The sequence below is a fragment of the Mediterraneibacter sp. genome (genome assembly GCF_030825015.1).
Classification (GTDB): Bacteria; Bacillota; Clostridia; order Lachnospirales; family Lachnospiraceae; genus Mediterraneibacter.
Map to the genome: position 1 here is coordinate 138,867 of NZ_JAPJQP010000001.1, position 26,109 is coordinate 164,975.

Consider the following 26,109-nt stretch of genomic DNA (forward strand, 5'->3'; position numbering starts at 1 on the left):
GGAAAAAGAAAGACGGCGCAATACAGGGGAAAGGAAGAAAAATGAAAAAGATCGGATTTATCGGTGTTGGGATCATGGGGAAATCTATGGTCAGAAACCTGATGAAAGCTGGGTATGAACTCCATATTTATGCCCGTACAAAATCAAAAGTTGAGGACGTCATCGGAGAAGGAGCTGTATTTTTCGAGTCCATCGCCGACTGTGTCAAAGGGTGTGAGGCTGTTATTACAATCGTAGGATTTCCGCAGGATGTAGAAGAAGTTTATTTTGACAGTGGGAATATATTGGACAGCGCGGAAAGAGGCGCTTATTTGATCGATATGACGACGACGAGTCCGCAGATCGCAGAAAAACTGTATGCAGAAGGAATGAAGCGCGGATTTCATGTACTGGATGCGCCGGTTACCGGAGGCGACGCAGGCGCCAGAGAAGGAACGCTCTCGATCCTTGTCGGAGGCGAGAAAGAAGATTATGAGAAATGTCGGGAATTGTTTGAGGCGATGGGAACAAATATAAATTATGAAGGGGAAGCAGGCTGCGGTCAGCACTGTAAACTGGCAAATCAGATTATGATCGCGGGAGCGCTTTCCGGCGTTTGTGAGGCGTTGGCATACGCAAAGGAAAAAGGACTTAATCTGAATGTGTTTGCAAAGTCTGTGGCGACAGGAGCGGCAGGAAGCAGACAGTTTGATCTGTTTGGACCGAAGATCATTGAAGGAGATTATGCGCCGGGATTTTTTATGAAACACTTTATTAAAGATATGAAACTGGCGTTGATCGAGGCTAACCGAAGCGGTTTGAATCTTGAAGTTTTAAGTCAGGTTCTTGCAAATTATGAGGAGCTGGAAGCAGAAGGTTACGGAGATCTTGGAACACAGGCTCTCATTAAGTACTATGAATAAAATTCCATCAGACGGTTTTAGGTTTTATAGGGGGAAATATGCTGGAAATTAAAGACTTGACAAAATATTATGGAAAAACATTGGCTGTGGATCAGGTGTCATTTACAGTTCCGAATGGACAGATCGGAGTTCTTCTTGGACCAAACGGATCCGGGAAATCGACAATTATAAAGAGTATTGCAGGACTGCTGCGATACAAAGGAACGATCAATATTAAAGGGATTCCGGCGCGGCAGATTGATGCGAAGAAAAAGTTCGCTTATGTACCGGAAATTCCGAATATGTTTGATGCACTGACCGTAAGAGAGCATATCGAATATGTGAGGATGGCGTATAACAGTGATATCACGGATGAAGAAGTTGAAGAGATCCTGAAGGCTTTTGAGATGGACGACAAGCAGGAGAAGCTTGGCAATGAATTGTCAAAAGGAATGATGCAGAAAGTGAGTATCTGCTGCGCTCTTGCAGTGAAGCCTGAAGTGATTCTGCTGGATGAACCGATGGTCGGGCTTGACCCGGCTGCTATTAAAAAACTCAAAGATGTAACGGCGCAGATGCGTGATCAAGGTGCGACGGTTCTTATTAGTACGCATATGCTGGAAATGGTGGAAAATCTGTGGGATGTCATGTTTGTTATGGAGAAAGGACATGTTGTCGGTTCTTACACGAAAACAGATGCGCAGGGGAAAGATCTTGACGAATTGTTCTTTGAGATGACAGGCGGTGAAAAATCATGAAAGCGCTGATCTATCTGACACAAAGGACTGTGGTAAATAACCTGAAAAGGGCATTGAAAAAACCAGCGACGCTTCTTGCTTTGATCTTTGGGATTGCTTATGGGATTTTTCTCATCGCGGTGCTTGGAACATTGGCAGTTTCTGTTCGGATCGATTCGGTGCAGGGACTTGTTATTCTAGTGACGGTGTGGACGATCTATATTACAGTCGGGAATTTTATGGCTTATGCTTCGCGAAAAGGAATCTTGTTCCGACCGGCTCATTCTCAGTTTGTCTTTCCTGCTCCTGTCAGTCCCAAACTTGTTTTAATACATGGAGCATGGCTGAATTATGTGATGTCATTTCTCATATGGATCGTGCTGGCAATCGGAGGATTGACGGTCTTTCATGTGGAATGGTGGAAGATGCTTCTTTTCTTTCTGATAGGATGCGGTGTAGAATGCGCGGTAGAACTCTCTGTTATGATCATCTTATATACGAATGACAGACTTCCGCAAAAACTGATAAAAGGAATCTGCCTTGGGATGAAAGTATTTTTGATCGCCTTTACTTTGCTGATCGTACTTTATTTCAAGGAAAAAGGCTTGTCGGCAGAAAGCGCCCTTTCGTTTATCGACTGGCCGGTTCTTCAGATGATTCCGGTAGTCGGATGGCAGATCGCAGTATCCCGGCTGATTTTGCTCGGTCCGACAACGCTGAATGTAATCTGCACTGCAATTTATGCGATGTTTACTCTGTTTATCGTTGCGGCGGCATTCAGAATGAAATGTGACGGCGGATATTATGAAGAGGCGGCAAAATTCGCAGATGATTATGCGGAACTAAAAAAAAGACAGAAAAGCGGAGAATTGGTAACCAATGCCGGAGGAAAAAAAAGAAAATTCCGGCGTGTAGACAGCACGATTACGGCAAAAGGCGCGAAGGCGATCTTTTACAGACAGTTTTTGGAATATAAGAAAGAAAAGTATTTTATTTTTACGAAAATGACGGTTCTTTCGGCGGCAGTTGCATTTATTTTTGCCTATGTCTTAAAGAAATCGGTATCAGACAGCAGGGCTGGAATTGCTCTGATGGGAGTTGTCGCGTATGTAGCGCTTATTATGAGCGGTTATACAGGAAAGTGGGAGAGTGAATTGAAAAATCCGTATATTTTTCTTATTCCTGACAGTCCGCTGAAAAAAATGTGGTATGCAACTCTTATGGAACATGTGAAAGCATTTGCAGACGGATGTATTATCTGTATTCCAATCGGGATTTTTTGGCGTGTATCGGTGGCAGAGATCATCTACTGTATTCTGATCTATACTGTTTTACAGGCAGATCGCTTATATACTATGGTGATCGTACAGAGTATCCTCGGGGAAGTGTTCGGGAAAACGGGACAAAGCCTGCTTCGAATGTTTATTCAGATGGCGCTTTTAGGCATCGGAGTCGGAGTCGGGGTATTAGCTGCAGTACTCATCAACAAGGCTTTGATTTTTCCGATTATACTGGTATATGGTTTGATGGTTACAGTTTCGATGGGAGCGGTCGCTTTGCTTAGATTTGATACGATGGAGCAGTTTGTGTAGAGCGCAAAGAAAGGTTTTGCTCAAAATGGAGGAAATGGAATGTTTGACGATAAGTTTGTGACAATGGAAATCGAAAAAGTGAAACATATTGCACTTGTGGCGCATGACGGCAAGAAAAAAGATCTCGTAGACTGGTGCGAGAAGAATAAAGACATTTTGAAGGGGCACTTTTTGTGCGGAACAGGAACAACGTCCCGTCTTATTGCAGAGAAGACAGGACTTCCTGTGAAAGGGTACTGCAGTGGTCCTCTTGGAGGGGATCAGCAGATCGGGGCGAAGATCGTAGAAGGTCAGATTGATTTTATGATCTTTTTGTGGGATCCGCTGGAAGCACAGCCGCATGATCCGGATGTAAAAGCGCTGCTTCGTATTGCTGTCGTATATGATATTCCGATTGCAAATAATCTTGCAACCGCAGATTTTATGCTTCATTCAAAATATATGAACGAGCCATACAGCAGACAGATCGAAAATTTTGATAAGAAGGTTCAAAATCGGGTTGAAATGATGAAGCAATAAATAAAGTGATAAATGAAGTAATCGTTAATAGTTGACACGGGTCATAGACCCGTGTTATTCTAAACAAAGGTACTTTAACACTTTAAAGCGTAACGCTTTAAAGTAAATAAAAGGAAGATGTGCCGGAGGAAGGGAGAAGAGATGGAAATTAAAATTATACTGCTTATTATTTTCTTTGCAGTGATGGTTGCAGTGGGGATTTATTCAAGGAGACATGTTACAAGTGTAGACGGTTTTGTGCTTGGCGGAAGATCGGTAGGTCCGTGGCTGACGGCGTTTGCATATGGAACGTCCTATTTTTCGGCGGTTGTGTTTGTAGGTTATGCCGGACAGTTCGGATGGAAATATGGAATTGCAAGTACATGGATCGGAATCGGTAATGCATTGATCGGAAGTCTGCTGGCATGGGTTGTACTCGGAAGAAGAACAAAAGTTATGACGCAGCATCTTGGGTCAAGAACGATGCCGGATTTTTTCGGAGAACGATACAAGAGCAAATCACTTAAGATTGTGGCATCTGTCATTGTGTTTGTATTTTTGATCCCGTATACAGCATCTGTTTATAACGGGTTATCGCGGTTGTTTGCGATGGCATTCAATATTCCGTATACATGGTGCGTAATAACGATGGCTGCCTTTACGGCGCTTTATGTTATATTGGGCGGGTATATGGCGACCGCAATCAATGATTTTATTCAGGGAATTATTATGCTTATCGGAATTGCAGCCGTTATTGCAGCGGTACTTAACGGTCAGGGCGGATTTATGAATGCAATATCGGAAATGGCGAAGATTCCAAGCGATATTCCTTTGACTCAGGGGCAGCCGGGAGCGTTTACTTCGTTCTTCGGACCTGATCCGCTGAATCTTCTCGGAGTTGTTATTCTTACCTCATTAGGAACTTGGGGACTCCCGCAGATGATTGGAAAATTTTATGCGATTAAAGATGAGAAATCGATTAATACAGGAACGGTGATCTCGACGATTTTTGCAATCGTTATTTCAGGAGGATGTTATTTCCTTGGCGGTTTCGGACGCTTATTCGACAGCCCTGCAATTTATGATGATGCAGGAGGGGCGGTTGTTTACGACAGTATTATACCGCATATGCTTTCTACACTTCCGGATCTGCTGATCGGAATTGTCGTTGTCCTTGTGCTCTCGGCTTCCATGTCAACTCTTTCGTCTCTCGTGTTGACATCCAGTTCCACATTGACGCTGGATCTGTTGAAGGATAATGTGATGAAAAAGATGAGTGAGAAAAAACAGATTGTGACAATGCAGATTTTAATTGTATTTTTTATTGTTGTTTCTGTTGTGATCGCTCTTGATCCGACGACGTTTATCGCGCAGCTTATGGGAATTTCGTGGGGGGCTCTTGCAGGAGCATTCCTTGCGCCGTTTTTATATGGATTATATTGGAAAGGTGTCACCAAAGCGGGCGTATGGGCAGGATTTTTGTCAGGCGTAGGTTTAACTGTGACAAATATGTTTGTCGGTTTTATAAAATCTCCGATTAATGCAGGTGCAATGGCAATGATAGCAGGACTTGTGATCGTTCCTCTTGTAAGTTTGATCACTCCGAAATTGAAAAAAGCCGAGATAGAACAGATATTTACTTGTTATGACGAAAAAGTAACGATTACAAAGAAGCATTCGCTGGAAGACTAAAAAGGTCTTTGAAAAAGCATTGGATTATGCCGCCGAAGATATATTTGATAATACTCTAAGAAAAAATCTTAATATTGTATGGAAAAAAATACCTGACAGGGGATTGATTTTTCGGGGAACTACTATATAATGAAGGTGTAATTAATCCCTAGCAAAACACTAGGGATTAAAACGAAAATGAGATTTGCAGAAGTCCCGGGAATAGAACAAGGGAGTGCAGACAGACGAAAGTTAGGGAAAAACAGGAGGTATTAAGATATGGTAAATATACAGAAGGCGGCAGTGATCGGATGTGGGTTTGTAGGTTCGACGATTGCATATACATTAATGCAGAAGGGATTGTTTTCAGAAATGGTTCTCCTTGATGCGAACAAAGCAAAAGCGGAAGGAGAGGCGATGGATATCAGTCATGGACTTCCCTTTGCCCATGCAATGGATATTTATGCAGGAGAATATGAAGATATCGCGGATGCGTCCGTTGTGATCATCACCGCAGGGGCAAATCAGAAACCGGGCGAGACGAGACTGGATCTTGTACAGAAAAATGCGGCGATCATGCGTTCGATCATAAAGGAGATCAAGAGGGTAAACTGTGAAGGCATTTTGCTTGTTGTATCAAATCCGGTGGATATTTTGACAGAAGTAGCTCTTAGAGAGTCAGGTTTCCCGAAGGAAAGAGTGATTGGTTCCGGTACGGTGCTTGATACGGCGAGATTGAAATATATTATCAGCGAGAAACTGGATGTAGACAGCAGAAATGTGCATGCATTTATTGTAGGAGAGCACGGAGACAGTGAGCTTGCCGCATGGAGCTGCGCAAATATTTACGGGATCAAATTAAAAGACTTTGCAAAAATGCGGGGATATGAACATTTTGATCAGGATGTAGATGAGATTTATAAAGGAGTCCGTGACAGCGCTTATGAGATCATCGAACGAAAAGGGGCAACCTATTATGGAATCGGAATGGCGACAGAAAAGATTGTAGAGGCAATCGTACGAAACAGTCATACCGTTGCCCCGATTTCAGTAGCTCTTGACGGAAAATATGGATTTGAAGGGTTGTGCTTAAGCATTCCGACGATTGTCGGAAGAGGAGGTGCAGAGCAGGTACTGGAAATTGATTTCAGTGAGGAAGAGATGGAAAAACTGCGTAAATCCGCGGAGGAATTAAACGCAGTTCTTGCTCAGATCAAAATGGAAGAAGAATAGAAGTTGTTATTTAATGTGTTTTTTGATCGCGTCAAAGCTTTCTGTACTGATGACATGCTCAATACGGCAGGCGTCATCTGCAGCGGTTTTCGGATCAACGCCGAGACGTTCTAACCAGGAACTAAGGAGCGTATGCCGTTCGTATATGCGCTCCGCAATTTCTTTCCCTGACGGAGTGAGGGAAATATAGCCTTCAGGTGAAACAGTAATATGACTGCTTTCACGTAATTTCTTCATTGCAACGCTGACGCTTGATTTTTTGAAGTTCAGTTCTGTTGCAATGTCTACAGAGCGGACAACAGGAAGTTGTCCGCTTAATATAAGAATTGTTTCTAAATAGTTTTCAGCAGATTCATTGATCATCATATCATTTTACCTCAAATAATTTTTCAGTTAAGTACGTTTATTTGTATATAAAAAAGTATGGTATATATGAAAGTATATCACATATGATAGAGTTCATCAACGGGACGCAAAAAAGAGATGCCCGCAGACGCATTTTTATTCGGGAGGCAGCGCAGCAGTCTGCGGGTCTCTCTTTTTTTGCTGTGGGAAATGCGGCGGAAGTGAGATGGAGAGGAGGAAAAGAGCGGAAGTAAGCTGGAGAAGGTTGAAAAATTGAAAAAATGCTTGACAATCCACCGTAGTTAGAGTAAACTAACTAAATGTAAATGAAAAGGATTATCAATTTCAAAATACGATAACTTTTAGACAGAGAAGGAAGGTGTTTTTTATGCCGCTTACAATGGCGAATATAGGTGAGGCGCTTGTGATCACCCGGGTGAGTGGGAATGAGGAAACAAGACGTTTTCTCGGTAATCTTGGGTTTGTGTCAGGAACGGAAGTGACTGTTTTGTCTGAGATGAGTGGAAATGTGATTGTAAATATTAAAAATTCCAGAATTGCCGTAAACGCGGAGATGGCAAGGCACATTATGATCTAGCGGGAAAGGCGGCAGTTCAGATAGAAAACTGTAACCGGGAAAGGAGAATGAGATGGGAAAGACATTAGGGAACGCGAAAGTAGGAAGTACGGTAGCTGTCATAAAAATTGAGGGAGACGGGGCGTATAAGCGGCGGATCATGGATATGGGGATCACGAAGGGAAGTCAGATCTATATCCGAAAAGTGGCGCCTCTTGGTGATCCGGTGGAGATTACCGTTCGCGGATATGAGTTGTCTGTAAGAAAAGAAGATGCGAAGTGCGTCTTAGTAGAGTCAATATAGCAGGAGGTTGAGGGAAATGGAAGTCAGAGCTGCACTAGCCGGAAATCCAAACTGTGGAAAAACAACGATGTTTAATGCACTTACAGGTGCAAATCAGTATGTCGGAAACTGGCCGGGAGTCACGGTGGAGAAAAAAGAAGGAAAAGTAAAAAGCAAAAAGTCAAAAGGGACCCAGATCACGGTAACGGATCTGCCGGGAGTTTATTCCCTTTCTCCGTATACACTTGAGGAGGTTGTAAGCCGGGATTATATTTTAAAGGAAGATCCAGATGTGATCATCAATCTTGTAGATGCGACGAATATTGAGCGTAATTTGTATTTGACGACACAGCTGACTGAGACAGGAGTTCCGGTTGTAATCGCGCTGAATATGGCTGATCTGCTTGAAAAACGGGGGATAAAGATCAATAAGAAACAGTTATCCGAACTTCTCGGCTGCCCGGTAATCGAAACGTCAGCTTTGAAAAAGTCGGGATTGAAAGAACTGATTGATGAGGCTGTTCAAACGGCGAAACAGAAGAAAGAAAACCTTCCTGATGGAATTTTTTCCGAAGAACTGGAAGATATGATACAGCAGACGACGGCTCTTCTTCCGGCAGGAATTGAACAGAGCAAGAAACGCTGGTATGCGGTAAAGCTTCTCGAAAATGACAGTAAAGCAGCCGGCTCTTTAAACTTGCCGGAAAAGTCTCTGTCAGTTGTGTCAAAACTGCGCGAGGCAATGGAAGAAAAACGGGACGATGACATGGAAAGTATTGTCACTGATGAACGGTATCGGTATATTCAGAAAATTGTTTCGCAGACGGTTAGAAAAGGAAGAGAGAAACTGACAACTTCGGACAAAATTGACCGTATTGTAACAAACCGTATATTAGGGCTTCCGATATTTATATTAGTGATGTGGGCGGTATATTATGTTTCGGTGACAACAGTCGGTACATGGATGACGGATTGGACGAATGACGTATTTGTTGTTGAAATTCAAAATATAGCCGGCACGTTTTTAGGAAACATCGGAGCGGGAAATCTTGTGACAGGACTTGTTGTCGACGGGATCATCGGCGGCTTGGGCGCAGTTCTGGGATTCGTTCCGCAAATGGCGGTGTTGTTCCTCTTCCTGTCTTTGCTTGAAGACTGTGGGTACATGGTTCGGATTGCCTTTGTTATGGATCGATTGTTCCGCCATTTCGGATTATCAGGAAAGAGCTTTATTCCGCTTCTTATTTCTTCGGGTTGTGGAATACCCGGAATTATGGCGTCAAGAACGATTGAGCAGGACAATGACAGACGGCTTACGATTATGACCGCTACATTTATTCCATGCGGAGCGAAACTTCCGGTTATTGCGCTTATGGGCGGGGTGATCGCCGGAGAAGCGACAGGATATACAGAAAGTTCTTTCATCGCGCCGCTGATGTATTTTATAGGGATTGCAGCGGTGCTTGTATCTGCTATAATATTAAAGAAGACAAAACCTTTTTCAGGAAAACCGGCTCCTTTTGTAATGGAACTGCCGCAGTATCATATCCCGCAGGCGAAGACCGTTCTTCTCCATGTATGGGAGAGACTGAAAGGATTTATTATAAAAGCCGGTACGATCCTTTTTCTTGCCTGTGTAATCATGTGGTTCTTAGGCGGATTCGGATTCACAGACGGAAGATTCGGACTTGTACAAGACAGTGCGGACAGTCTGTTGGCAATGATCGGCGGAGCGCTTGCGGTGATCTTTCGTCCTCTTGGGTTTGGAGAGTGGCAGCCGGTTGCGGCGGCTCTTTCGGGATTTACGGCAAAAGAAGCGATCGTATCTACGATGGGAGTGCTTGCAAATGTATCCGGTGATGTGGAAGATGCGGTAAATGTGGCAGGCGGAGTGTCAGCATGGTTCCCATCGGCAATGGCAGCATTTTCGTTCTTGCTGTTTAACCTTTTGGATTCTCCATGCCTGGCGGCGATCGCAACGATGGCGCAGCAGCTGCAGTCAAGAAAATGGTTTTGGTTTGCGATCTTATTCCAAAATATATTTGCATATATCGTATCTCTAAGCGTATACCAGATTGGTACTTTTGTGCTCGGCGGAGCATTTACGGTCGGAACAGCTGTCGGTATTGCAGCGGCGGCAGTCCTTTTGATCTTGTTGTTCAGACCGGATCCGTATAAAAACAGAAAAGAATATTCGAAACGATCAGTTCAGACTGCGTAGAGAAAATTTTATTTAGAAAGAAGGCGATGCTATGGCGGCAGATATTTTAATCTTATTTTTGATCGCAGCATATTGTATTTTCCTTATTTATCGTGCGCGCAAAAATGCAAAAGAAGGAAAATCATCAGGCTGTGCGGGATGCGGCGGAAGCTGCGGATCATGTGCGGGATGTACGACAAATGTGGGAAAGGCAAAAAAGGAAACTCACTAGGGCATCGTATGGAAATAAACAGTGTGAGATTGTGAAGAAAGACATGTATAAAGAAGACATGTAAAAGAAAGAGATTGCTATAAAAACCTCCTGATAGTATAATCGATAAAGATGGTGCAACATTGAAATGGCTGTAACTTGCAGATATAATCCATCAGAAGATCGAGAAATCAGGAGGTTTTTTATGGATCGGAAAATATATGCTGATTATGTGAGAATTTTAGAAGATGAGCTTGTTCCGGCGCTCGGCTGTACGGAGCCGATTGCACTTGCTTATGCTGCGGCAAAGGCAAAAGAAGTGTTGGGGGCAATGCCGACTCATCTTACGATAAGGTGCAGCGGCAATATTATTAAAAATGTAAAAGGGGTAACAGTGCCCAACTCCGGTGGAATGAAGGGAGTAGAAGCGGCTGCGGTACTCGGAATAACAGGCGGAGATCCGTCTCAGGCGCTTGAAGTCTTAGAACATGTTTCGGACAAAGAGATCGGAAAAGCAAAGAATCTTTTAGAGAGTGGATTTTGTGATTGCGTATTAAAAGACGGTGTGGCAAATTTATATATCGAAGCACATGCGATATGTGAAAAGACATTGCGGCAGGAAGCGGTTGTCATAATTGAAGAAGAGCATACGAATATTACGCATATTGAAAAAGACGGGAAGGTCATTTTTCATAAAGAAAAAGAACACCTCAGTCAGGAGAAGGAGCAGACGCCGGATAAGAGTCTTTTAAATCTGGAAGATATTATTGCGTTTGCAGATGAAGTTCAGATCGCAGATGTGGAGAAAGTTCTTGAACGTCAGGTGAAATATAATACAAAGATTGCAGAAGAAGGATTGAAAAATCCGTGGGGTGCGCAGGTCGGAAGGGTTGTGCTCGAAGAGTTCGGAAACGATGTGAAGTGGCGCGCGGTGGCGAAAGCGGCAGCAGGATCGGATGCAAGAATGAGCGGCTGTGCCCTTCCGGTGATCATCAATTCGGGTTCCGGGAATCAGGGGATGACTTGTTCTCTTCCGGTGATCGAGTTTGGGAAAGAGCTTGAGAAATCCAAAGAGGAAATCTATCGGGCATTATGTGTATCGAATCTTGTAGCTTTGAATCAGAAAAAGTACATCGGTTCTTTGTCTGCTTACTGTGGGGCGGTATGCGCCGCAGCAGGAGCAGGGGCAGGAATTACATATTTATGCGGCGGAACATTGGAACAGATAGAAAATACTGTTGTCAATACGATCGCAGATGCAGGCGGTATTGTCTGTGACGGTGCAAAACCAAGCTGTGCTGCCAAAATATCTACGGCGCTTCAGGCTGCGGTGTTAAGTCATAAGATGGCAATGAGAGGACTGACATTTGCAAAAGGCGAAGGTCTTGTCATGGACTGCCCTGAAGATACGATTAAGGCAGTTGGATATGTGGGCCGTGCGGGAATGAAACAGACGGATGTGGAGATTTTGAATCTCATGATCGGGAAGACGAAACTGGAAGATATCGATAAATAGAGTCTGTTAAAAGAAGACTGATTACAGTTCGAATGGAGCAATGTTTTTCAGGCAGAAAGGAAGACAGCGCAAAAGATTTTGGCTTTTGCGCTGTCTTGTTTGTACGGTATTTGTGTGTAATCAGTTTTTTGTTTTAACCTGCAAATTCCTGAGATACGATCTCTGTTCCTGCATTGTCAAGGTAACGAACAACGACAACCGGATTGTCTACTTCTACTGCAGCTTTCAGAGAAGATGCAACAGCTTCAAATGTAGAAGCCTGAGACTGGAGAGAGGACTGTAAAGTAGACGGATCTGCTGCGAGAGCTGCTGCGAGATCTGCGTCCTCAATCGTGAAGTTATAGATCAGTTTGTTGTCTTCTGCTGTAAGAGCCAGTGCGATTCCGCTTCCTTCAAGGGATGAGAGCTGTTCTTCAAGCTGCTGCTGCATGATATCGGAGTTTACAAAATCTTCGAGTGTTTTAAATTTGCCTGTAATAGTGCTGTTGTCTTCGTCGTCTGCATCAGCATCATCAGTATCATCAGCATCATCTTTTGTCGTGTCTTTTGCTGTGTCTTCTGTTTTCGTATCTTCTTTCTTTGTGTCATCGTTAGATTTTCCACATGCGCTTACTGCCAATGTGAGCATAACTACGCACATAATGAGTGAGATTTTACGGATTAAATTTTTCATAACTTTTTCCTCCTGGGTCATATTTATATTTTTTATAACCGTACGCTCAGTGCATAGGGAAAATGATACTTTTCGATTGTGCTTCCCTATGTACACTGAACATATTATACCATAAGAAAGAGAAGCGGCATATCTGACATATGTACCAATTTTAGTATAGTAATTTTGTACATAAACATCATTGATTTAATACTTTACAATGGTAAAATTCAGTGTATAATAGAGTGTTGGATTATTATCAGAAGTCAAACGTATGAAATGGGAGGGGCATACGATGGGAGTAGAAAAAGCAAAAAGTACCATAAATGATATGACATCAGGAAAGCCTGCAAAACTGATTCTTCAGTTTATGATTCCAGTGTTTTTGGGCAATGTATTTCAGCAGTTTTATAATATTGCGGATTCGATCATAGCAGGGCAGTTTATCGGTGTGACGGCATTGGCGGCGATTGGAAGTACCGGTTCATTGATGTTTTTTGTGACTGGATGGCTTAACGGATTGAGCAGTGGATTCGCGATTCTTGTTTCGCAGTGGTTTGGCGCAAAGCAGTATGACCGGATGCGTCATTATGTAGCGATGTCGGTGTATTTGGCAAGTGGGTGCGCTGTACTTATGACTGCGGGATTATTGTTTGCGAATGAACCGATTCTGCAGATGATGAATTATTCGGCAGATATTATGCCTGATGTGAAGCATTATATGGGGATTATTTATGCCGGATTGATCGTGACTGCGGCATATAATTCGCTGGCGGCTTTTTTGCGGGCTCTTGGCGATTCAAAATCACCGCTTTATTTTCTGATCATATCCGCAGTGATCAATGTAGCTTTGGATATTGTGTTTATTGTTGTGTTTGGCATGGGAGTTGAGGGATGTGCATATGCCACGGTCATTGCGCAGGCAATCTCGGCGTTGTTATGTTTCGTTTATATTGTGAAGAAATTCCCGATTCTTCATTTGACAAAAAACGATTGGAAGATTTCTCTTCAAAGTTTCGGACATCTTCTTGCGCTCGGCATCCCGATGGGACTGCAGTTTTCGATCACGGCGATCGGAACGATCATCGTACAGGGGGCTGTAAATGTATATGGAGAAACTTATATGGCAGGTTTTTCGGCGGCGGGAAAACTTCAGAATATGATTATGACAGTATTTGTTGCGTTTGGTGCGACTGTTGCAACTTATGTCGGACAAAACCGTGGGGCCGGCAGGATGGACAGAGTGAAGTCCGGTGTGAGATGTACGCAGATTATGATTTTAGTCTGGAGTGTGATCGCGATGGCGGCGGTTTATTTTGGAGGAAAATATATGACATGGTTGTTTATCAGTCCCTCTGAGACAGACGTTGTCAATGTATCAGTATTATATTTTCGCACTGTATTTTGGTGTTATCCGTTTTTGGGAAGTATATTTTTATACCGCAATACGCTGCAAGGAATGGGGTATGGTCTTGTGCCTATGTTAGGCGGTGTTTTTGAACTTGCGGCGAGAAGTGCGATTGTTATGGTAGTTGCAGGAAGAACTACTTTTCAGGGGGTATGTCTTGCAGATCCGGCAGCCTGGATCGCAGCGCTCATCCCTCTCGTACCATATTACTTGTATACGATGCGAAAATGGGAAAAAAGAGAAGTCACAACAGTTTGATCAGCAGTTTAAAATGAGAAAAATTATCAAAAACACTTGAAATACTGACCGGTTTCATGTATGATATGTAAAAAGAGTTAGTTAAAACTAACTATCGAAGAAGCGGGGACTGACAGACCGGACTGTTTCTTTGAGCAGAGATCTTATGTGAAAAACAGACAGAATGTTTCAGGGAGGTTTACGATGAGTGTTGTGATTATAGGCGGACATGACCGGATGGTATGTCAGTACAAGAAGATATGTAAGCAGTTTAAATGTAAGGCGAAAGTGTTTACTCAGATGTCGGCGGGTATGAGTAAGCAGATCGGCAGTCCGGATCTGATTGTTCTTTTTACGAATACGGTATCACATAAAATGGTTCGCTGCGCGGTAGAAGAGGCAGGCAGATGTAATGCAGAGATCGTCAGATGTCATACGAGCAGTAAAAATGCTTTGGAAGAAATATTGGGAAATGCATGTGTGCAGATGTGATGAACAGTACAGGCGGCAGGAAACTCGTGAGAGCTTCTTTGCCGCCTGTCTGTGTTAAGAAAGGGAGATCCGTTTTATAATTTGATATTTTTGAAAAGATCGCCGAGATTTGTTCCGATATTTTCACTTTTGGGGATTACAACCTTTTCTGCAGGTTCTTCTTTGACTTCCTCAAGAGCCTTCATGCTCAGACTGATCTTTCCATCTTTGATTCCGATCACTTTTACAGTAACTTTATCTCCGGCATTTAAAACATCAGAAGGTGTTTTCACACGTTTCTGTGAAATCTGTGAAACATGAACAAGACCGGACAGACCGTTGTCGAGTTTAATAAACGCGCCGTAGTTTTGCAGAGTCTCAACCGTTCCTTCTAAAACTGTTCCGACTTTCAGGCTGGCAATCTGGTCTTCCCTGGCTTTCTTTTCTTTCGCTTTGAGAATTTCTCTTGCGGAAAGGACGAGACGGTTATTTGCCTGATCCACGTCGATCACCTGTACTTCAATGTCTTTCAGAAGATACGTTTCCAGATCTTCGATGTAGGAAAGAGAAAGTTTGGAAGCGGGAACGAATCCGCGCAGTCCTTCGATCATAACAATTACACCGCCGTTTACAACGCCTTCTACCTTTACCGGAAGGACGGTTTTTTCTTCCATATATTTTGTGACGAGATTCCACGGATTGGCATCATCGAAATGATCTTCGTAGTCAGCCATCGTTTCTGTTGCGGAAGCAGCAGCTTCCTCTGTTGTGCAGTCATTGTCTGTCTGCATTGTTTCTTTCATTTCTTCGCTCATTGTGCAGCACCTCTGTTTCTTTTTTATATAGAAAGAGTATACCACAGATGCGGAATAAAAAACAACATTTTGGGAATAGAGAAGTAAAAGAATATAAGAGAATGGAAAAGACGATGCAGCTTTTTTACTCTTGCGAAAGCGTAAGATTTGTGTGTATAATAATTCAGTTATAGACAGAAGTGAGTTGATCTGAGTGAGAAAAACGATTCTGTTTTATGAAAAGAAGAAAGTGGGATTGAAAATATATGAGCAGACAGAAAGAGAAAATATATGTTGTCGGTCATAAGAATCCGGATACAGATTCGATCTGTTCCGCGATCGCGTACGCCGCGCTGAAAACAAAATTGACAGGACATATTTACGAACCGCGCAGGGCGGGACAACTGAATGAAGAGACGCAGTATGTTTTGGAAAAATTCGCGGTAAAAACGCCGAAGCTGCTGTCTGATCTGAGAGAACAGATCAAGGATGTTGAGTTAAAAGAAGTGGAAGGGCTGAAAAGCAGCGCTTCGATCCGAACGGCATGGGAAACGATGCGGGAACTGAATATTCATACGCTTCCGGTCGTAAGGGAAGGGAAACTGGAAGGAATCATTACGATCGGTGATATTGCCAAAACATATATGGATGTTTATGACAGTATGATCTTATCAAAGGCAAGGACACAGTATCGGAATATTGCCCGCGCTGTGGACGGAGAAGTGATTACCGGAAATGAGCACAGTTATCTTCTGAATGGAAAAGTTGCCATTGCGGCGTCAAGCAGGATCCTTATGTCGGATTTTATAAGCAGGGACGATCTTGTGATCATGGGAGACAGAAAGGACGCTCAGCAGTGCGCGGTAGATATGGAAGCAAGCTGTATGGTTGTCTGCCAGAATGCCGCGATATCGGATGAGATTATCCGACAGGCAAAAGAGAAGCAGATCGTGATCATCAGAACTCCTCATGATACTTTTACTGCGGCGCAGCATATTAATCAAAGTATTCCGGTCAAATATTTTATGACGCGGACGAATCTTGTGACATTTAAAATGAAAGATTATGTAGATGATGTAAAAGAAGTAATGGCGCGCAAACGGTTCAGAGATTTTCCGATCGTTGATGCGCATGGAAAACTGTTGGGATTGATCTCAAGACGGCGTTTGCTGAACGTAAGAAAGAAGCAGGTCATCCTTGTCGATCATAACGAAAAAAATCAGGCTGTCGATGGTGTGGAAGAGGCTGAGGTACTCGAAATTATTGACCACCACAGACTAAGCAGTATCCAGACGATGGGACCGGTCTTTTTCAGAAATCAGCCGGTAGGATGTACGGCAACGATCGTCAGTCAGATGTATGAGGAAAATGGTGTTGAAATTGATTCTACAAACGCGGCGCTTCTTTGCTCTGCGATCATTTCCGATACTTTGATGTTCCGTTCGCCGACTTGTACGCCTCTTGACGAGAGCACGGCGAGAAAACTGGCGCAGATTGCAGGCGTTGAGATAGAGATCTTGGCGCAGGAGATGTTCCGCGCAGGAAGCAATCTGAAAGGAAAGAGCGCGCATGAGATCTGTTTCCTTGATTTCAAACAATTTACAGTTAATGATACGGTGTTTGGAGTAGGTCAGGTGAATTCAATGAGTTCGGATGAACTGGAAGAGATTAAGAAAATTGTAGAACCTTATCTTGAGAAAGCCCGTGCAGACAGCGGCTTGAATATGATCTTTTTTATGCTGACAAATATTTTAGCAGAGTCATCAGAACTTCTGTGCGTCGGACCGGAAGCCAAGGAGAAGATATTGAACGCATATGATCTTCCCGAAGATACAGATGAGATTATGCTGCGCGGAGTTGTGTCAAGAAAGAAACAGCTTGTTCCGACCCTTGTCGGCGCTTTGCAGCAGTAATCGGCAGACAGGCAAAGGAGGAAAATGAGATGTCCAAACAAGTGTGGAAACCGGGAAATATGCTGTACCCTCTTCCGGCAGTGATGGTCAGTACTGCAGACAGGGAAGGAAACAGCAATATATTGACAGTCGCATGGACCGGAACGGTCTGTACGAATCCGGCAATGGTATATATTTCTGTCCGCCCGGAGCGGTATTCTTATCATATGATAAAAGACAGCGGAGAGTTTGTGATCAATCTGACAACAGAAAAACTGACGAAAGCCACAGATTATTGCGGAGTCCGTTCAGGAGAAAAGGTGAATAAGTGGAAGGAATGTCATCTTACGGAAGGAAAAGCTTCCTCTCTTGCTTTTGCTCCGATTATAGAGGAAAGTCCGGTTAATATTGAATGTAAAGTGAAACGGATCGAAGAACTTGGAAGTCATCATATGTTTTTGGCGGAAGTGACGGCGGTTCAGACGGACGAGGCTTATATGGATGCAAACGGGAAGTTTGATCTGAATCATACAGGTCTGATCGCTTATTCTCATGGAGAATATTTATCTCTCGGAGAAAAGCTTGGACAATTTGGATACAGTGTGAGAAAAAAAGCTGGACAGACAAAGAAAAAAGCAGACCGAATAAAGGGAAAAGACGTATCGAATAAAGCGGGAACCAAAGAAAGAAAAAATGTACCGAATAAAAAACAGAACGGAAGAAAGAAAAAGCGTATCGAATAAAAAGCAGAACCGAACAGAGAAAAAAGTGTACTGAATAACGTCAGGTGGACGTTTTTCAAGGAATGTGGTATTCTTATTTCAGAATGAAAAATCAAGATTTTAGTATGAGGTGATTTGAAAATGAAAAAACCGGTATTAGTGATTATGGCGGCAGGAATGGGCAGCAGATATGGCGGATTGAAGCAGATCGATCCGATTGACAAAGAAGGACATATTATTATGGACTTTTCAATCTATGATGCGAAACGCGCCGGATTTGAAAAAGTTGTTTTTATCATTAAGAAAGAAAATGAAGCGGATTTCAAGGAAGCAGTCGGAAAACGGATCGAGAAAGTAATGGATGTAGCTTATGTATATCAGGAACTTGCGAATATTCCGGACGGATTTGAGATCCCGGAAGATCGCGTGAAACCATGGGGAACAGCTCATGCAGTATTGAGCGCGATCGATGAGATCGACGGACCTTTTGCAGTGATCAATGCAGATGATTACTATGGACGTCACGCATTTCAGACAATTTACGATTATCTGACAACGCATGAGGATGATGAGAAATATCGGTATACAATGGTTGCATACCGCCTGAAAAATACAGTGACAGATAACGGACATGTGGCGAGAGGGGTCTGCGGATTAAACGAGGCGAAGGAACTTGTAAGTGTGACAGAAAGAACACGCATCGAGAAGAGGAACGGCGGAATTGAGTACTCAGAAGATGACGGTCAGACATGGAATCCGATTGACGCGGACACGCTTGTATCTATGAATATGTGGGGATTTACAAGAAGCATTCTCGATGAGATCAAAGAAGGATTTCCGGCGTTCTTAGAGAAAGGTATGAAAGAGAATCCGTTAAAATGCGAGTATTTCCTTCCGGCAGTAGTGAGCGGACTTTTGGCAGAAAACAGAGCGGCGGTAAAAGTACTTGAGTCAGAAGACAAATGGTACGGTGTTACATATAAAGAGGACAAACCGATTGTCGTAGAGGCGATGCAGTCATTAAAAGATTCAGGATTGTATCCGCAGAATTTGTGGGATTAATTCGGAGAAAGAAGAAAGGTATGCAACATTTTTACTATAAGATGATTGAAAAATATAAAGATATTTTATGTCGTGCGTGGTAAGATGTGCATGTAAAAAGTAAATGGCGGTGAGAAAAGCCGCTGATTAACGGAACCTTGAAAAGGTATCTGAAATATTTACGAGGAGGCAACAGATATGTCAATCTTAGTAACAGGCGGAGCTGGATTTATCGGCAGCCACACATGTGTAGAGTTGTTAAACGCGGGATATGATGTGGTGATCGTAGACAATTTGTATAATGCATCAGAAAAAGCAGTAGAGCGCGTAAAAGAGATTACAGGGAAAGATCTGAAGTTTTATAAAGTCGATATTCGCGACAGAGAAGGTCTGAATGAAGTTTTTGACAAAGAAGACGTTGAGTCGGTCATTCATTTTGCAGGTTTAAAAGCAGTAGGAGAGTCTGTGCAGAAACCTTTGGAATATTATGAGAATAATATCGGCGGCACGATCACTCTCTGTGATGTAATGAGAAATCATGGAGTAAAAGACATCATTTTCAGTTCTTCGGCAACCGTATATGGAGATCCGGCGTTTATTCCGATCACAGAGGAGTGCCCGAAGGGAACATGTACGAATCCGTACGGTTGGACGAAGTGGATGCTGGAGCAGATTTTGACAGATCTTCATACGGCAGATCCTGAGTGGAATGTCGTGCTCCTTCGTTACTTTAATCCGATCGGAGCGCACAAAAGCGGCATGATCGGGGAAGATCCAAAGGGAATTCCGAACAATTTGATGCCATATATTACACAGGTAGCGATTGGAAAACTTGAGCGTCTCGGTGTGTTCGGGGATGATTATGATACACATGACGGAACAGGAGTGCGCGATTATATTCATGTAGTTGATCTTGCAGTCGGTCATGTACGGGCGGTTGAAAAATTGAGAGAAAAAGAAGGGGTTTCCGTATATAATCTCGGAACAGGAAACGGATACTCTGTACTGGATATGGTGAAAGCATTCGGCAAAGCATGCGGAAAAGAAATCCCGTATGAGATTAAGCCGCGCCGTGCAGGAGATATCGCAACTTGCTACTGCGATGCTTCAAAAGCAAAGGAAGAGCTTCATTGGGAAGCAGAACGCGGACTGGAAGAAATGTGTGAAGATTCATGGAGATGGCAGAGTCAGAATCCAAACGGATACGCAGATTAAGACAAAACAAATACAGCATCATAAATACAATCACCGGAAACGCCTTGTATAGATTTTAACATTCTATGCAAGGCGTTTCTGTTTGCTGTCAGTTTCCTGCAAAACGAAAGAACAATTTTACAAATCCCATCTCGTAAAAGAAGAAAAAGCGTCCTGTAAAGAGGATGAGCAGATAGAGCGGACATTCAAAAACCGGAGAAGCGGAGTCGTTTAATTTGTTATGCAATTTGGTCGGTATGAGCTTTTTGAATATTTTATAGATCAGGAATCCGATCAGTGCTCCTAAAGTGTTCATAATAAGATCGTCGATGTCTGTTCGTCGGTTGTTTAACAGCTGACTCAGTTCGATCAGAAGGGAAAAGGAGAAACCGGCAATGACTGTGCGGTATGACGCTCTCATTTTCTTCCAGATCATCGGAACCAAAAATCCAAAGGGGAGAAACAGAATGATATTTAAGATATATCCGACTGTGTGAATCCCGGTGGAAAAAGGAATCAGATTAACATAGGAAGTTCTTATTTGAAATTGATAGGTCAGTCCGTCCCATAAGGTACCGCTTCCGGTCACATCATATACGCATATGACGTAGGCGGCGAAAAGGAAAAGAAGGAGCGTATGCAGAAGTTCGGTTTTTTGTCCGTTCTTTTTGCGTGTATGGGCAAAGATAAGAAAGACTGATAAAAAGGGGATGAAGGATGCCAAAAATTCATAAGTATAAAAAAGTAATAGTTTCATAGAGATACTCCTTTTCCGGTATGTAGTCTGAAATGTTCCTTCCGGTATAAAATACGGAAGCGGAACGCGTAAATGTATAAAGAAGTATAACATTGAAAAATGGAAGATTGGGTGAATTCTGCGAATATTAAGGAGGACTTAAATAAAACATAAGATTTTGGAATCGGCTGTACAGTTTCCACAAAAAACTTACGATATAATCCGGCAATATGACAAGTAAATAGAGCTGGCAGATCTACAGTACATATGGTACACTGGGTATATTGTTGATAAGATTGGTATAATAAAAATTTGTTTGGACGGCGAGGGATGAACAGACGTTGTATCAAGGAAATAAGGCAGGTGGAACATATGAAAAAGAATCTTACGTTTAAGGAATTGATTTTTGTCGCAAGTATGTTGTTTGGAATGTTTTTTGGGGCAGGCAATCTGATCTTCCCGATTTTTATGGGACAGCTTGCAGGCAATCATGTATGGATGGCGTCAGCTGGTTTTCTGATTACCGGAGTCGGACTTCCGCTTCTTGGCGTGGCTGCGCTTGGCGTTAGTCAGAAAGAGGGGCTTTTGGAGTTGAGCAGCCAGGTTGGCAGAAAATACGGAGTGTTTTTTACATGTCTTCTCTATCTGACGATCGGACCATTCTTTGCGATTCCCAGATGTGCGACTGTTTCATTTACAGTAGGGATAGAACCATTTCTTTCGGAAGGTCAGAAGACAGCCGGATTGGGTGTGTTTTCCTTTTTGTTTTTTGTGGTTGTATTATTTTTCTCTTTGAGACCCGGGCAAATCTTAACCTGGATCGGGAAGATCCTGAATCCGTTGTTTCTCGTGCTGCTTAGTATTTTTGTGATTCGGGCGCTTTTGTCTCCGGCCGGAAGGATCGGAGAGATTGAGGCGTCAGGCGTGTATGCCTCCGGCGCTTTTTCGACAGGACTGCTGGAAGGGTATAATACAATGGATGCTTTGGCAGGACTGGCGTTTGGGATTATTGTTGTCAACGTTATTCGAAGTCTTGGGATAAAAGAGTCTGGAGCTGTTGCGAAAAATACTGTAAAAGCAGGTCTTTTCAGTTCTGTGCTGATGGCGTTGATCTATGTTTTAGTAGCAGTCGTGGGCGCACAGAGCAGAGGGGTATTTCCGGCTGCGGCAAACGGTGGAGAAGCGTTTGCAATTATTTCAGAGTATTATTTCGGGAAAACGGGACAGATTATTTTGGCGCTGATCTTTGCGGTGGCATGTTTAAAAACTGCCATAGGCCTTGTTACGAGCTGCGGAGAGACATTTGAAAAAATATTTCCGAAAGGACCTTCTTACCGCGTGTGGGCAGTGGTCTTTTCGATAGTTTCGTTCCTTATTGCTAATATAGGACTTGATGCGATTATCGCATATTCGGTTCCGGTGCTGATGTTTTTATATCCGCTTGCAGTGACATTGATCTTCCTGACTTTATTTGGCAGGCTGTTTGGGAACGACAGGAGAGTGTATGGATGGGTAACTGCCTTTACGGGCGCGGCCGCGGTATTTGATTTTGTGAAGGCGCTTCCGAAAGGTACGGATCTGATCGTACGAATTCAGGAAATGTTCGGAACGGTATCAAATCTTCTTCCGATGTCAGCGTATGGTTTTGGCTGGGTCTGTCCGGCATTGACAGGTTTAATCATCGGACTGATCGTTTGCAGATGCTCTGGAAGGAAAAGAAAAAGAGACTAAAAAGGAAGGAACAGAAAAGGAAATAAAGAAAAGGTTCGTGAAAACCACCAAATTCCGATTGCGGATTTTGGTGGTTTTTCTGAATATGAAAACGATACCAAAAATGCGATTGACAAATTATAAAATCAGGTATATTGTAAGGTCATAACAAGAAAACAAATGGAAAAGTGAGGTGGGAAAAGAATTGGCAACGATATCAGATGTTGCTCGACTGTCAGGAATGTCAGTTTCGACTGTCTCAAGAGTGATCAATAATAAGCCTCATGTTTCAGAGGAAAAGAGACAGAAGATATTAGAAGCGATGGACGCGCTCGGTTACAGTCCGCTCCAGGCAGCAAGGCAGTTGAGAGGTTCTGGCTCTGGAAATATCGCAGTTGTTGTTCCGACGATCACAAATAATTTTTTCGCACAGTTGGTTGATTCGATTGAGAAGACCTGCAGACGATACCACTACCGGACATTGATCGTACAGACCTATGGTGAAAAAGAAAGTGAAGAAAGCGCAATGAATCTTTTGAAGATGCATCATGCTGACGGAGTGATCCTGTGTGCGATTGAAAATGACTGGGATAAGCTGAAAGCCTATAGAGAATACGGAAAGCTTGTTGTCTGCAATGAATACAATGAGGATAATGAGATCTCGATGGTGTGCGGCAGACAGTATGAAGGCTTTTATAAAGCAGCCGAATATCTTTTGGAAAAAGGATATCAAAAGATCGCATACTGTACCGGAACAAGAGCAGTGACACTGCAGGATAAAGGGATCAATATTGACAGCGACCGTTACAGGGGATATATGGACGCGCTTGCGGGACATGGGTTTGCAGCGAATGCAAATTGGCTGTTTTCCGGTGTGAGAAATCTGGAAGACGGACGAAGAATTATGCAGAAGATATTGACGCTTTCCGAAAAACCGGACGCAGTGATCGCAGGGAGCGACGAAGTTGCTGCCGGAATGGTAATGGAAGCGCTGGAGAAAGGAGTCAGAATTCCGGAAGATTTTGCAATTATGGGAGTGGATGACCAGCCGCTGGCATCTTATCTGCAAGTTCCGCTGACAACGATATGGCAGCCTGTGCAGGATCAAGGGAAATATGCGGCGAAAGAGATGGTTCGTCAGTTAAGAGGCGAGTCAGAAGAAGCAATAAGAAAAGAGTTAGATTTGAAGCTGATTGTCAGACAGTCGGCGTAAACAGAAACCGGTAAAATCTAAGACCGGTTTTTAAAACAAAAAAATTGGTAACGATACCAAAAATGAAAATGCAGAAAGATTTTCAATATAAAAATAAATAAAAGTGAAAAAATATTCAAAAAACAGGAGGAAGAAAAATGGTAGTATTGGCAAGAATTGATCAACGTTTGATTCACGGACTGATTGTAAATCAGTGGGCTCCGGCGCTTCAGGTGAAAAGATTTATGGTTGTGGACGATGTGCTTTGCAGCAACGAAGAAGTGAAAGCGAGTATGCGTATGGCAAAACCGGCAGGTACGGGGGTGTCGGTCATTTCGACAGAGACAGCGATCACGAATTTTAAAGCCGGAAAATATGATGGTCAAAGAGTGTTTGTCCTTGTAAAAGAACCGGAGACATTGATTCGTCTGATTGAAGGTGGAGTTGAAATACCGAAAGTTGATCTCGGAATTATTTTTAATGAAGATGGAAGAACTCCGGTTTCTAAATTTATTGCATTAAATGAAAAAGAAAAAGAAGATCTTGAAATAATTAAGGCAAAGGGAATTCCGGTTGTGATCCAGTACGTTCCGACAGATGCAGAAGAGGCGTATTAAGTGAGATGATTTTCGAAGAGAGATTGAGGTGAAAGGATATGGAAGTAATACAGAATATTTTGATCGTAGTTTTGGCAGGGTATATGACGGTCGATCAGAACGGACCGGTCGTTATGTCATGGTTTTCAGTAATTGTAGGAATGATTTCAGGTCTGATTATGGGAGATATGAACACCGGTCTTATGATCGGAGGAACTTTCCAGTTGATGTCTCTTGGAGTTGCAGCTTTGGGAGGAGCCTCTGCTCCGAACTACGGACTGGCGACGATCATTGGAACATTTATCGCAGTGCGGACAGGAACAGGAATTGATGCGGCGGTTGCAGTCGGACTTCCGGTTGGACTTTTGGCAATCCAGTTGGAAGTTGTCGTAAGAATTATTTTGAACTTTGTTGCTCATAAAATGCAGACAGATAATAATGCAGGAAAATGGAAAGCGATGAATAGGGAAGCTTGGCTTGGACCGATCCTTTGTTCTTTGCAGACTGTGATCCCTACGGTGATTGTAGTATGTTTCGGCGCAAGCGTTGTGGAATTGATCCTGAAAGTAATTCCGGAATGGGTGACAAATGGTCTTTCTATCGCGGCAGGAATGCTTCCTGTAGTCGGTATCGGAATGCTGATGAGATATATGCCGGTTAAAAAATTCCTTCCGTTTATCTTAGTTGGATTTGTATTGTCTGCATATTTGGGAGTTCCGGTACTTGGAATTGCAATCGTAGGATTTGCGGCGGCATTTTGGTATTTTACAACAGAAATGAATAAAGCAGATACAGCAGCGGCGGCAGTCGGACAGGCTGATGAGATGGGAGATGATTTTGATGAATAATGAGGTACAAAAAGAAATAAATCAGGGAATCGATGTACAGACGGAAGAACGTTATAAAGTGACGAAGCGTGATCTGAGAAAAACAGCCGCCAGATACAACTTTATGGCATGCAACATTTTTAATTACGAATCGCAAATGGGTCCGGCAATCGCGTGGGCAATGGCGCCGGTACTGAGAAAGATTTATAAAAAAGACGATGAGTATAAGATGGCATTAAATAATCACTTTAATTACTTTAATTCTACCACTGTTATGTCCAGTATGATCCTTGGGGCAACGCTTGCAGTGGAGGAAAAAGACGGTATAGCGGCAAAAGACACAGTTCAATCTTTGAAGACAAGTTTGATGGGACCATTCGCAGGAGTTGGCGATACTCTCGTGTGGGTACTGTGGCCGACAATCATCGGATCTATATCCGGTTATATGGCACAGCAGGGAAATCCTCTCGGCGCGATTATTTGGCTTTTGTGCAATATTGCATTTTGGTTTGTGAAATCGAAGATGTTTCAGATCGGATATACTTCGGGAACAAAATTGATCACTAATTTAGGAAAACGTCTGACTGCATTTACAGAGGCGGCATCCATTATGGGATTAAGCGTAGTAGGTGCGTTGATCGCTACGTCTGTAAAAGTAACGACGGCATTGAATTTTAAAGTCGGCGAAGTGGCGCTGAATTTGCAGACGGATATTTTGGATAAGATCATGCCGTCGCTTCTTCCGGTTCTTTTGACTCTTCTCGTTTACAAGCTGCTGGGGAATAAGAAATGGACGGCTACAAAACTGATCCTTCTTATTATTGTGATCTCGCTGGTATGTGCATTTTTCGGAATTCTTACTGTATAGGAAACAGACAGGAAAGGGGAACAGG

26 protein-coding genes are annotated in these 26,109 nt (G+C 43.0%); 22 read left to right on the forward strand and 4 right to left on the reverse strand.

The features are described from left to right. The first annotated feature begins 41 nt into the window (after positions 1–41). The 6 genes from RCH61_RS00625 (at position 42) to RCH61_RS00650 (ending at position 6,612) form a co-directional block, all read left to right on the forward strand. Positions 42–902, forward strand: coding sequence for an NAD(P)-dependent oxidoreductase (locus RCH61_RS00625; protein WP_178006388.1), 861 nt, complete (start codon positions 42–44; stop codon positions 900–902). A 38-nt stretch (positions 903–940) separates the two neighbouring features. Next, positions 941–1,639 carry an ABC transporter ATP-binding protein gene (locus RCH61_RS00630; RefSeq protein ID WP_178006387.1) on the forward strand — a complete coding sequence of 233 codons (699 nt, stop codon included), beginning with the start codon at positions 941–943 and terminating at the stop codon, positions 1,637–1,639. Then, positions 1,636–3,210 (forward strand): putative ABC exporter domain-containing protein, encoded by a 1,575-nt coding sequence (locus RCH61_RS00635; RefSeq protein WP_178006386.1) that lies wholly within the window; start codon positions 1,636–1,638, stop codon positions 3,208–3,210. Before RCH61_RS00630 ends, RCH61_RS00635 begins: the two co-directional genes overlap by 4 nt. A 39-nt stretch (positions 3,211–3,249) precedes the next feature. Next, the gene (locus tag RCH61_RS00640; protein ID WP_178006385.1) at positions 3,250–3,729 is read left to right on the forward strand and encodes a methylglyoxal synthase; all 480 of its coding nucleotides are present in this window, start codon (positions 3,250–3,252) and stop codon (positions 3,727–3,729) included. A gap of 141 nt (positions 3,730–3,870) precedes the next feature. Continuing rightward, on the forward strand, positions 3,871–5,400 hold the full coding sequence (locus RCH61_RS00645; protein WP_306479571.1) for a sodium:solute symporter family protein: 1,530 nt from the start codon (positions 3,871–3,873) through the stop codon (positions 5,398–5,400). Between the two features lie 258 nt (positions 5,401–5,658). Next, the gene (locus tag RCH61_RS00650) at positions 5,659–6,612 is read left to right on the forward strand and encodes an L-lactate dehydrogenase (protein WP_178006383.1); all 954 of its coding nucleotides are present in this window, start codon (positions 5,659–5,661) and stop codon (positions 6,610–6,612) included. A gap of 6 nt (positions 6,613–6,618) precedes the next feature. Here RCH61_RS00650 and RCH61_RS00655 read toward each other — a convergent pair whose 3' ends face one another. Beyond that, positions 6,619–6,978 (reverse strand): metal-dependent transcriptional regulator, encoded by a 360-nt coding sequence (locus RCH61_RS00655; protein WP_178006382.1) that lies wholly within the window; start codon positions 6,976–6,978, stop codon positions 6,619–6,621. Positions 6,979–7,345: 367 nt separating this feature from the next. On the opposite strand from RCH61_RS00655, the gene RCH61_RS00660 reads away from it, so the two are divergent. The 5 genes from RCH61_RS00660 to RCH61_RS00680 all read left to right on the forward strand — a co-directional run bounded on the left by RCH61_RS00660 (position 7,346) and on the right by RCH61_RS00680 (position 11,744). Next, complete coding sequence (locus RCH61_RS00660; RefSeq protein WP_178006204.1) at positions 7,346–7,555, forward strand: FeoA family protein; 210 nt, start codon at positions 7,346–7,348, stop codon at positions 7,553–7,555. Between the two features lie 52 nt (positions 7,556–7,607). Continuing rightward, complete coding sequence (locus RCH61_RS00665) at positions 7,608–7,838, forward strand: FeoA family protein (protein WP_178006203.1); 231 nt, start codon at positions 7,608–7,610, stop codon at positions 7,836–7,838. Positions 7,839–7,854: 16 nt separating this feature from the next. Beyond that, positions 7,855–10,038 carry a ferrous iron transport protein B gene (gene feoB, locus RCH61_RS00670; RefSeq protein WP_306479572.1) on the forward strand — a complete coding sequence of 728 codons (2,184 nt, stop codon included), beginning with the start codon at positions 7,855–7,857 and terminating at the stop codon, positions 10,036–10,038. Between the two features lie 31 nt (positions 10,039–10,069). Further along, complete coding sequence (locus RCH61_RS00675) at positions 10,070–10,249, forward strand: FeoB-associated Cys-rich membrane protein (protein WP_306479573.1); 180 nt, start codon at positions 10,070–10,072, stop codon at positions 10,247–10,249. Between the two features lie 184 nt (positions 10,250–10,433). Then, positions 10,434–11,744 carry an L-cysteine desulfidase family protein gene (locus tag RCH61_RS00680; protein ID WP_178006936.1) on the forward strand — a complete coding sequence of 437 codons (1,311 nt, stop codon included), beginning with the start codon at positions 10,434–10,436 and terminating at the stop codon, positions 11,742–11,744. Positions 11,745–11,877: 133 nt separating this feature from the next. Here RCH61_RS00680 and RCH61_RS00685 read toward each other — a convergent pair whose 3' ends face one another. After that, complete coding sequence (locus RCH61_RS00685; protein WP_178006938.1) at positions 11,878–12,417, reverse strand: DUF4854 domain-containing protein; 540 nt, start codon at positions 12,415–12,417, stop codon at positions 11,878–11,880. A gap of 274 nt (positions 12,418–12,691) precedes the next feature. On the opposite strand from RCH61_RS00685, the gene RCH61_RS00690 reads away from it, so the two are divergent. Together RCH61_RS00690 and RCH61_RS00695 are read left to right on the forward strand one after the other, a co-directional pair. After that, entirely contained in the window at positions 12,692–14,062 is a 1,371-nt protein-coding gene (locus RCH61_RS00690) for an MATE family efflux transporter (protein WP_306479574.1), read from the forward strand. Between the two features lie 183 nt (positions 14,063–14,245). Continuing rightward, positions 14,246–14,533 (forward strand): DUF2325 domain-containing protein, encoded by a 288-nt coding sequence (locus tag RCH61_RS00695; RefSeq protein WP_178006940.1) that lies wholly within the window; start codon positions 14,246–14,248, stop codon positions 14,531–14,533. Positions 14,534–14,607: 74 nt separating this feature from the next. Here the strand turns inward: RCH61_RS00695 and RCH61_RS00700 are convergent, their stop codons facing one another. Continuing rightward, positions 14,608–15,327, reverse strand: a complete 720-nt coding sequence (locus RCH61_RS00700; protein WP_178006942.1) for a S1 RNA-binding domain-containing protein — start codon at positions 15,325–15,327, stop codon at positions 14,608–14,610. A gap of 245 nt (positions 15,328–15,572) precedes the next feature. Between RCH61_RS00700 and RCH61_RS00705 the strand changes: the two genes are divergently transcribed. The 4 genes from RCH61_RS00705 (at position 15,573) to galE (ending at position 20,176) form a co-directional block, all read left to right on the forward strand. After that, a complete protein-coding gene (locus RCH61_RS00705; protein ID WP_178006944.1) occupies positions 15,573–17,219 on the forward strand; it encodes a putative manganese-dependent inorganic diphosphatase in 1,647 nt (548 codons plus the stop codon). A gap of 29 nt (positions 17,220–17,248) precedes the next feature. Then, entirely contained in the window at positions 17,249–17,941 is a 693-nt protein-coding gene (locus RCH61_RS00710) for a flavin reductase family protein (protein ID WP_178006946.1), read from the forward strand. A gap of 120 nt (positions 17,942–18,061) precedes the next feature. Next, on the forward strand, positions 18,062–18,982 hold the full coding sequence (locus tag RCH61_RS00715; protein ID WP_178006948.1) for a nucleotidyltransferase family protein: 921 nt from the start codon (positions 18,062–18,064) through the stop codon (positions 18,980–18,982). Positions 18,983–19,159: 177 nt separating this feature from the next. Then, positions 19,160–20,176: a UDP-glucose 4-epimerase GalE gene (gene galE, locus RCH61_RS00720; protein ID WP_178006950.1), complete on the forward strand. Its 1,017-nt coding sequence runs from the start codon at positions 19,160–19,162 to the stop codon at positions 20,174–20,176. Positions 20,177–20,264: 88 nt separating this feature from the next. Here galE and RCH61_RS00725 read toward each other — a convergent pair whose 3' ends face one another. Beyond that, positions 20,265–20,912 (reverse strand): VanZ family protein, encoded by a 648-nt coding sequence (locus RCH61_RS00725; protein ID WP_178006952.1) that lies wholly within the window; start codon positions 20,910–20,912, stop codon positions 20,265–20,267. A gap of 351 nt (positions 20,913–21,263) precedes the next feature. Between RCH61_RS00725 and brnQ the strand changes: the two genes are divergently transcribed. From brnQ to RCH61_RS00750, 5 genes are all read left to right on the forward strand, one after another. Further along, complete coding sequence (gene brnQ / locus RCH61_RS00730; protein ID WP_178006954.1) at positions 21,264–22,622, forward strand: branched-chain amino acid transport system II carrier protein; 1,359 nt, start codon at positions 21,264–21,266, stop codon at positions 22,620–22,622. A gap of 172 nt (positions 22,623–22,794) precedes the next feature. Beyond that, on the forward strand, positions 22,795–23,814 hold the full coding sequence (locus RCH61_RS00735) for a LacI family DNA-binding transcriptional regulator (protein ID WP_306479575.1): 1,020 nt from the start codon (positions 22,795–22,797) through the stop codon (positions 23,812–23,814). A gap of 137 nt (positions 23,815–23,951) precedes the next feature. Further along, entirely contained in the window at positions 23,952–24,410 is a 459-nt protein-coding gene (locus RCH61_RS00740; protein ID WP_306479576.1) for a PTS sugar transporter subunit IIB, read from the forward strand. A gap of 38 nt (positions 24,411–24,448) precedes the next feature. Continuing rightward, positions 24,449–25,237 (forward strand): PTS mannose/fructose/sorbose/N-acetylgalactosamine transporter subunit IIC, encoded by a 789-nt coding sequence (locus tag RCH61_RS00745; RefSeq protein WP_306479577.1) that lies wholly within the window; start codon positions 24,449–24,451, stop codon positions 25,235–25,237. Next, entirely contained in the window at positions 25,230–26,084 is an 855-nt protein-coding gene (locus RCH61_RS00750) for a PTS system mannose/fructose/sorbose family transporter subunit IID (protein ID WP_178007746.1), read from the forward strand. Before RCH61_RS00745 ends, RCH61_RS00750 begins: the two co-directional genes overlap by 8 nt. The last annotated feature ends 25 nt before the right edge of the window (positions 26,085–26,109 follow it).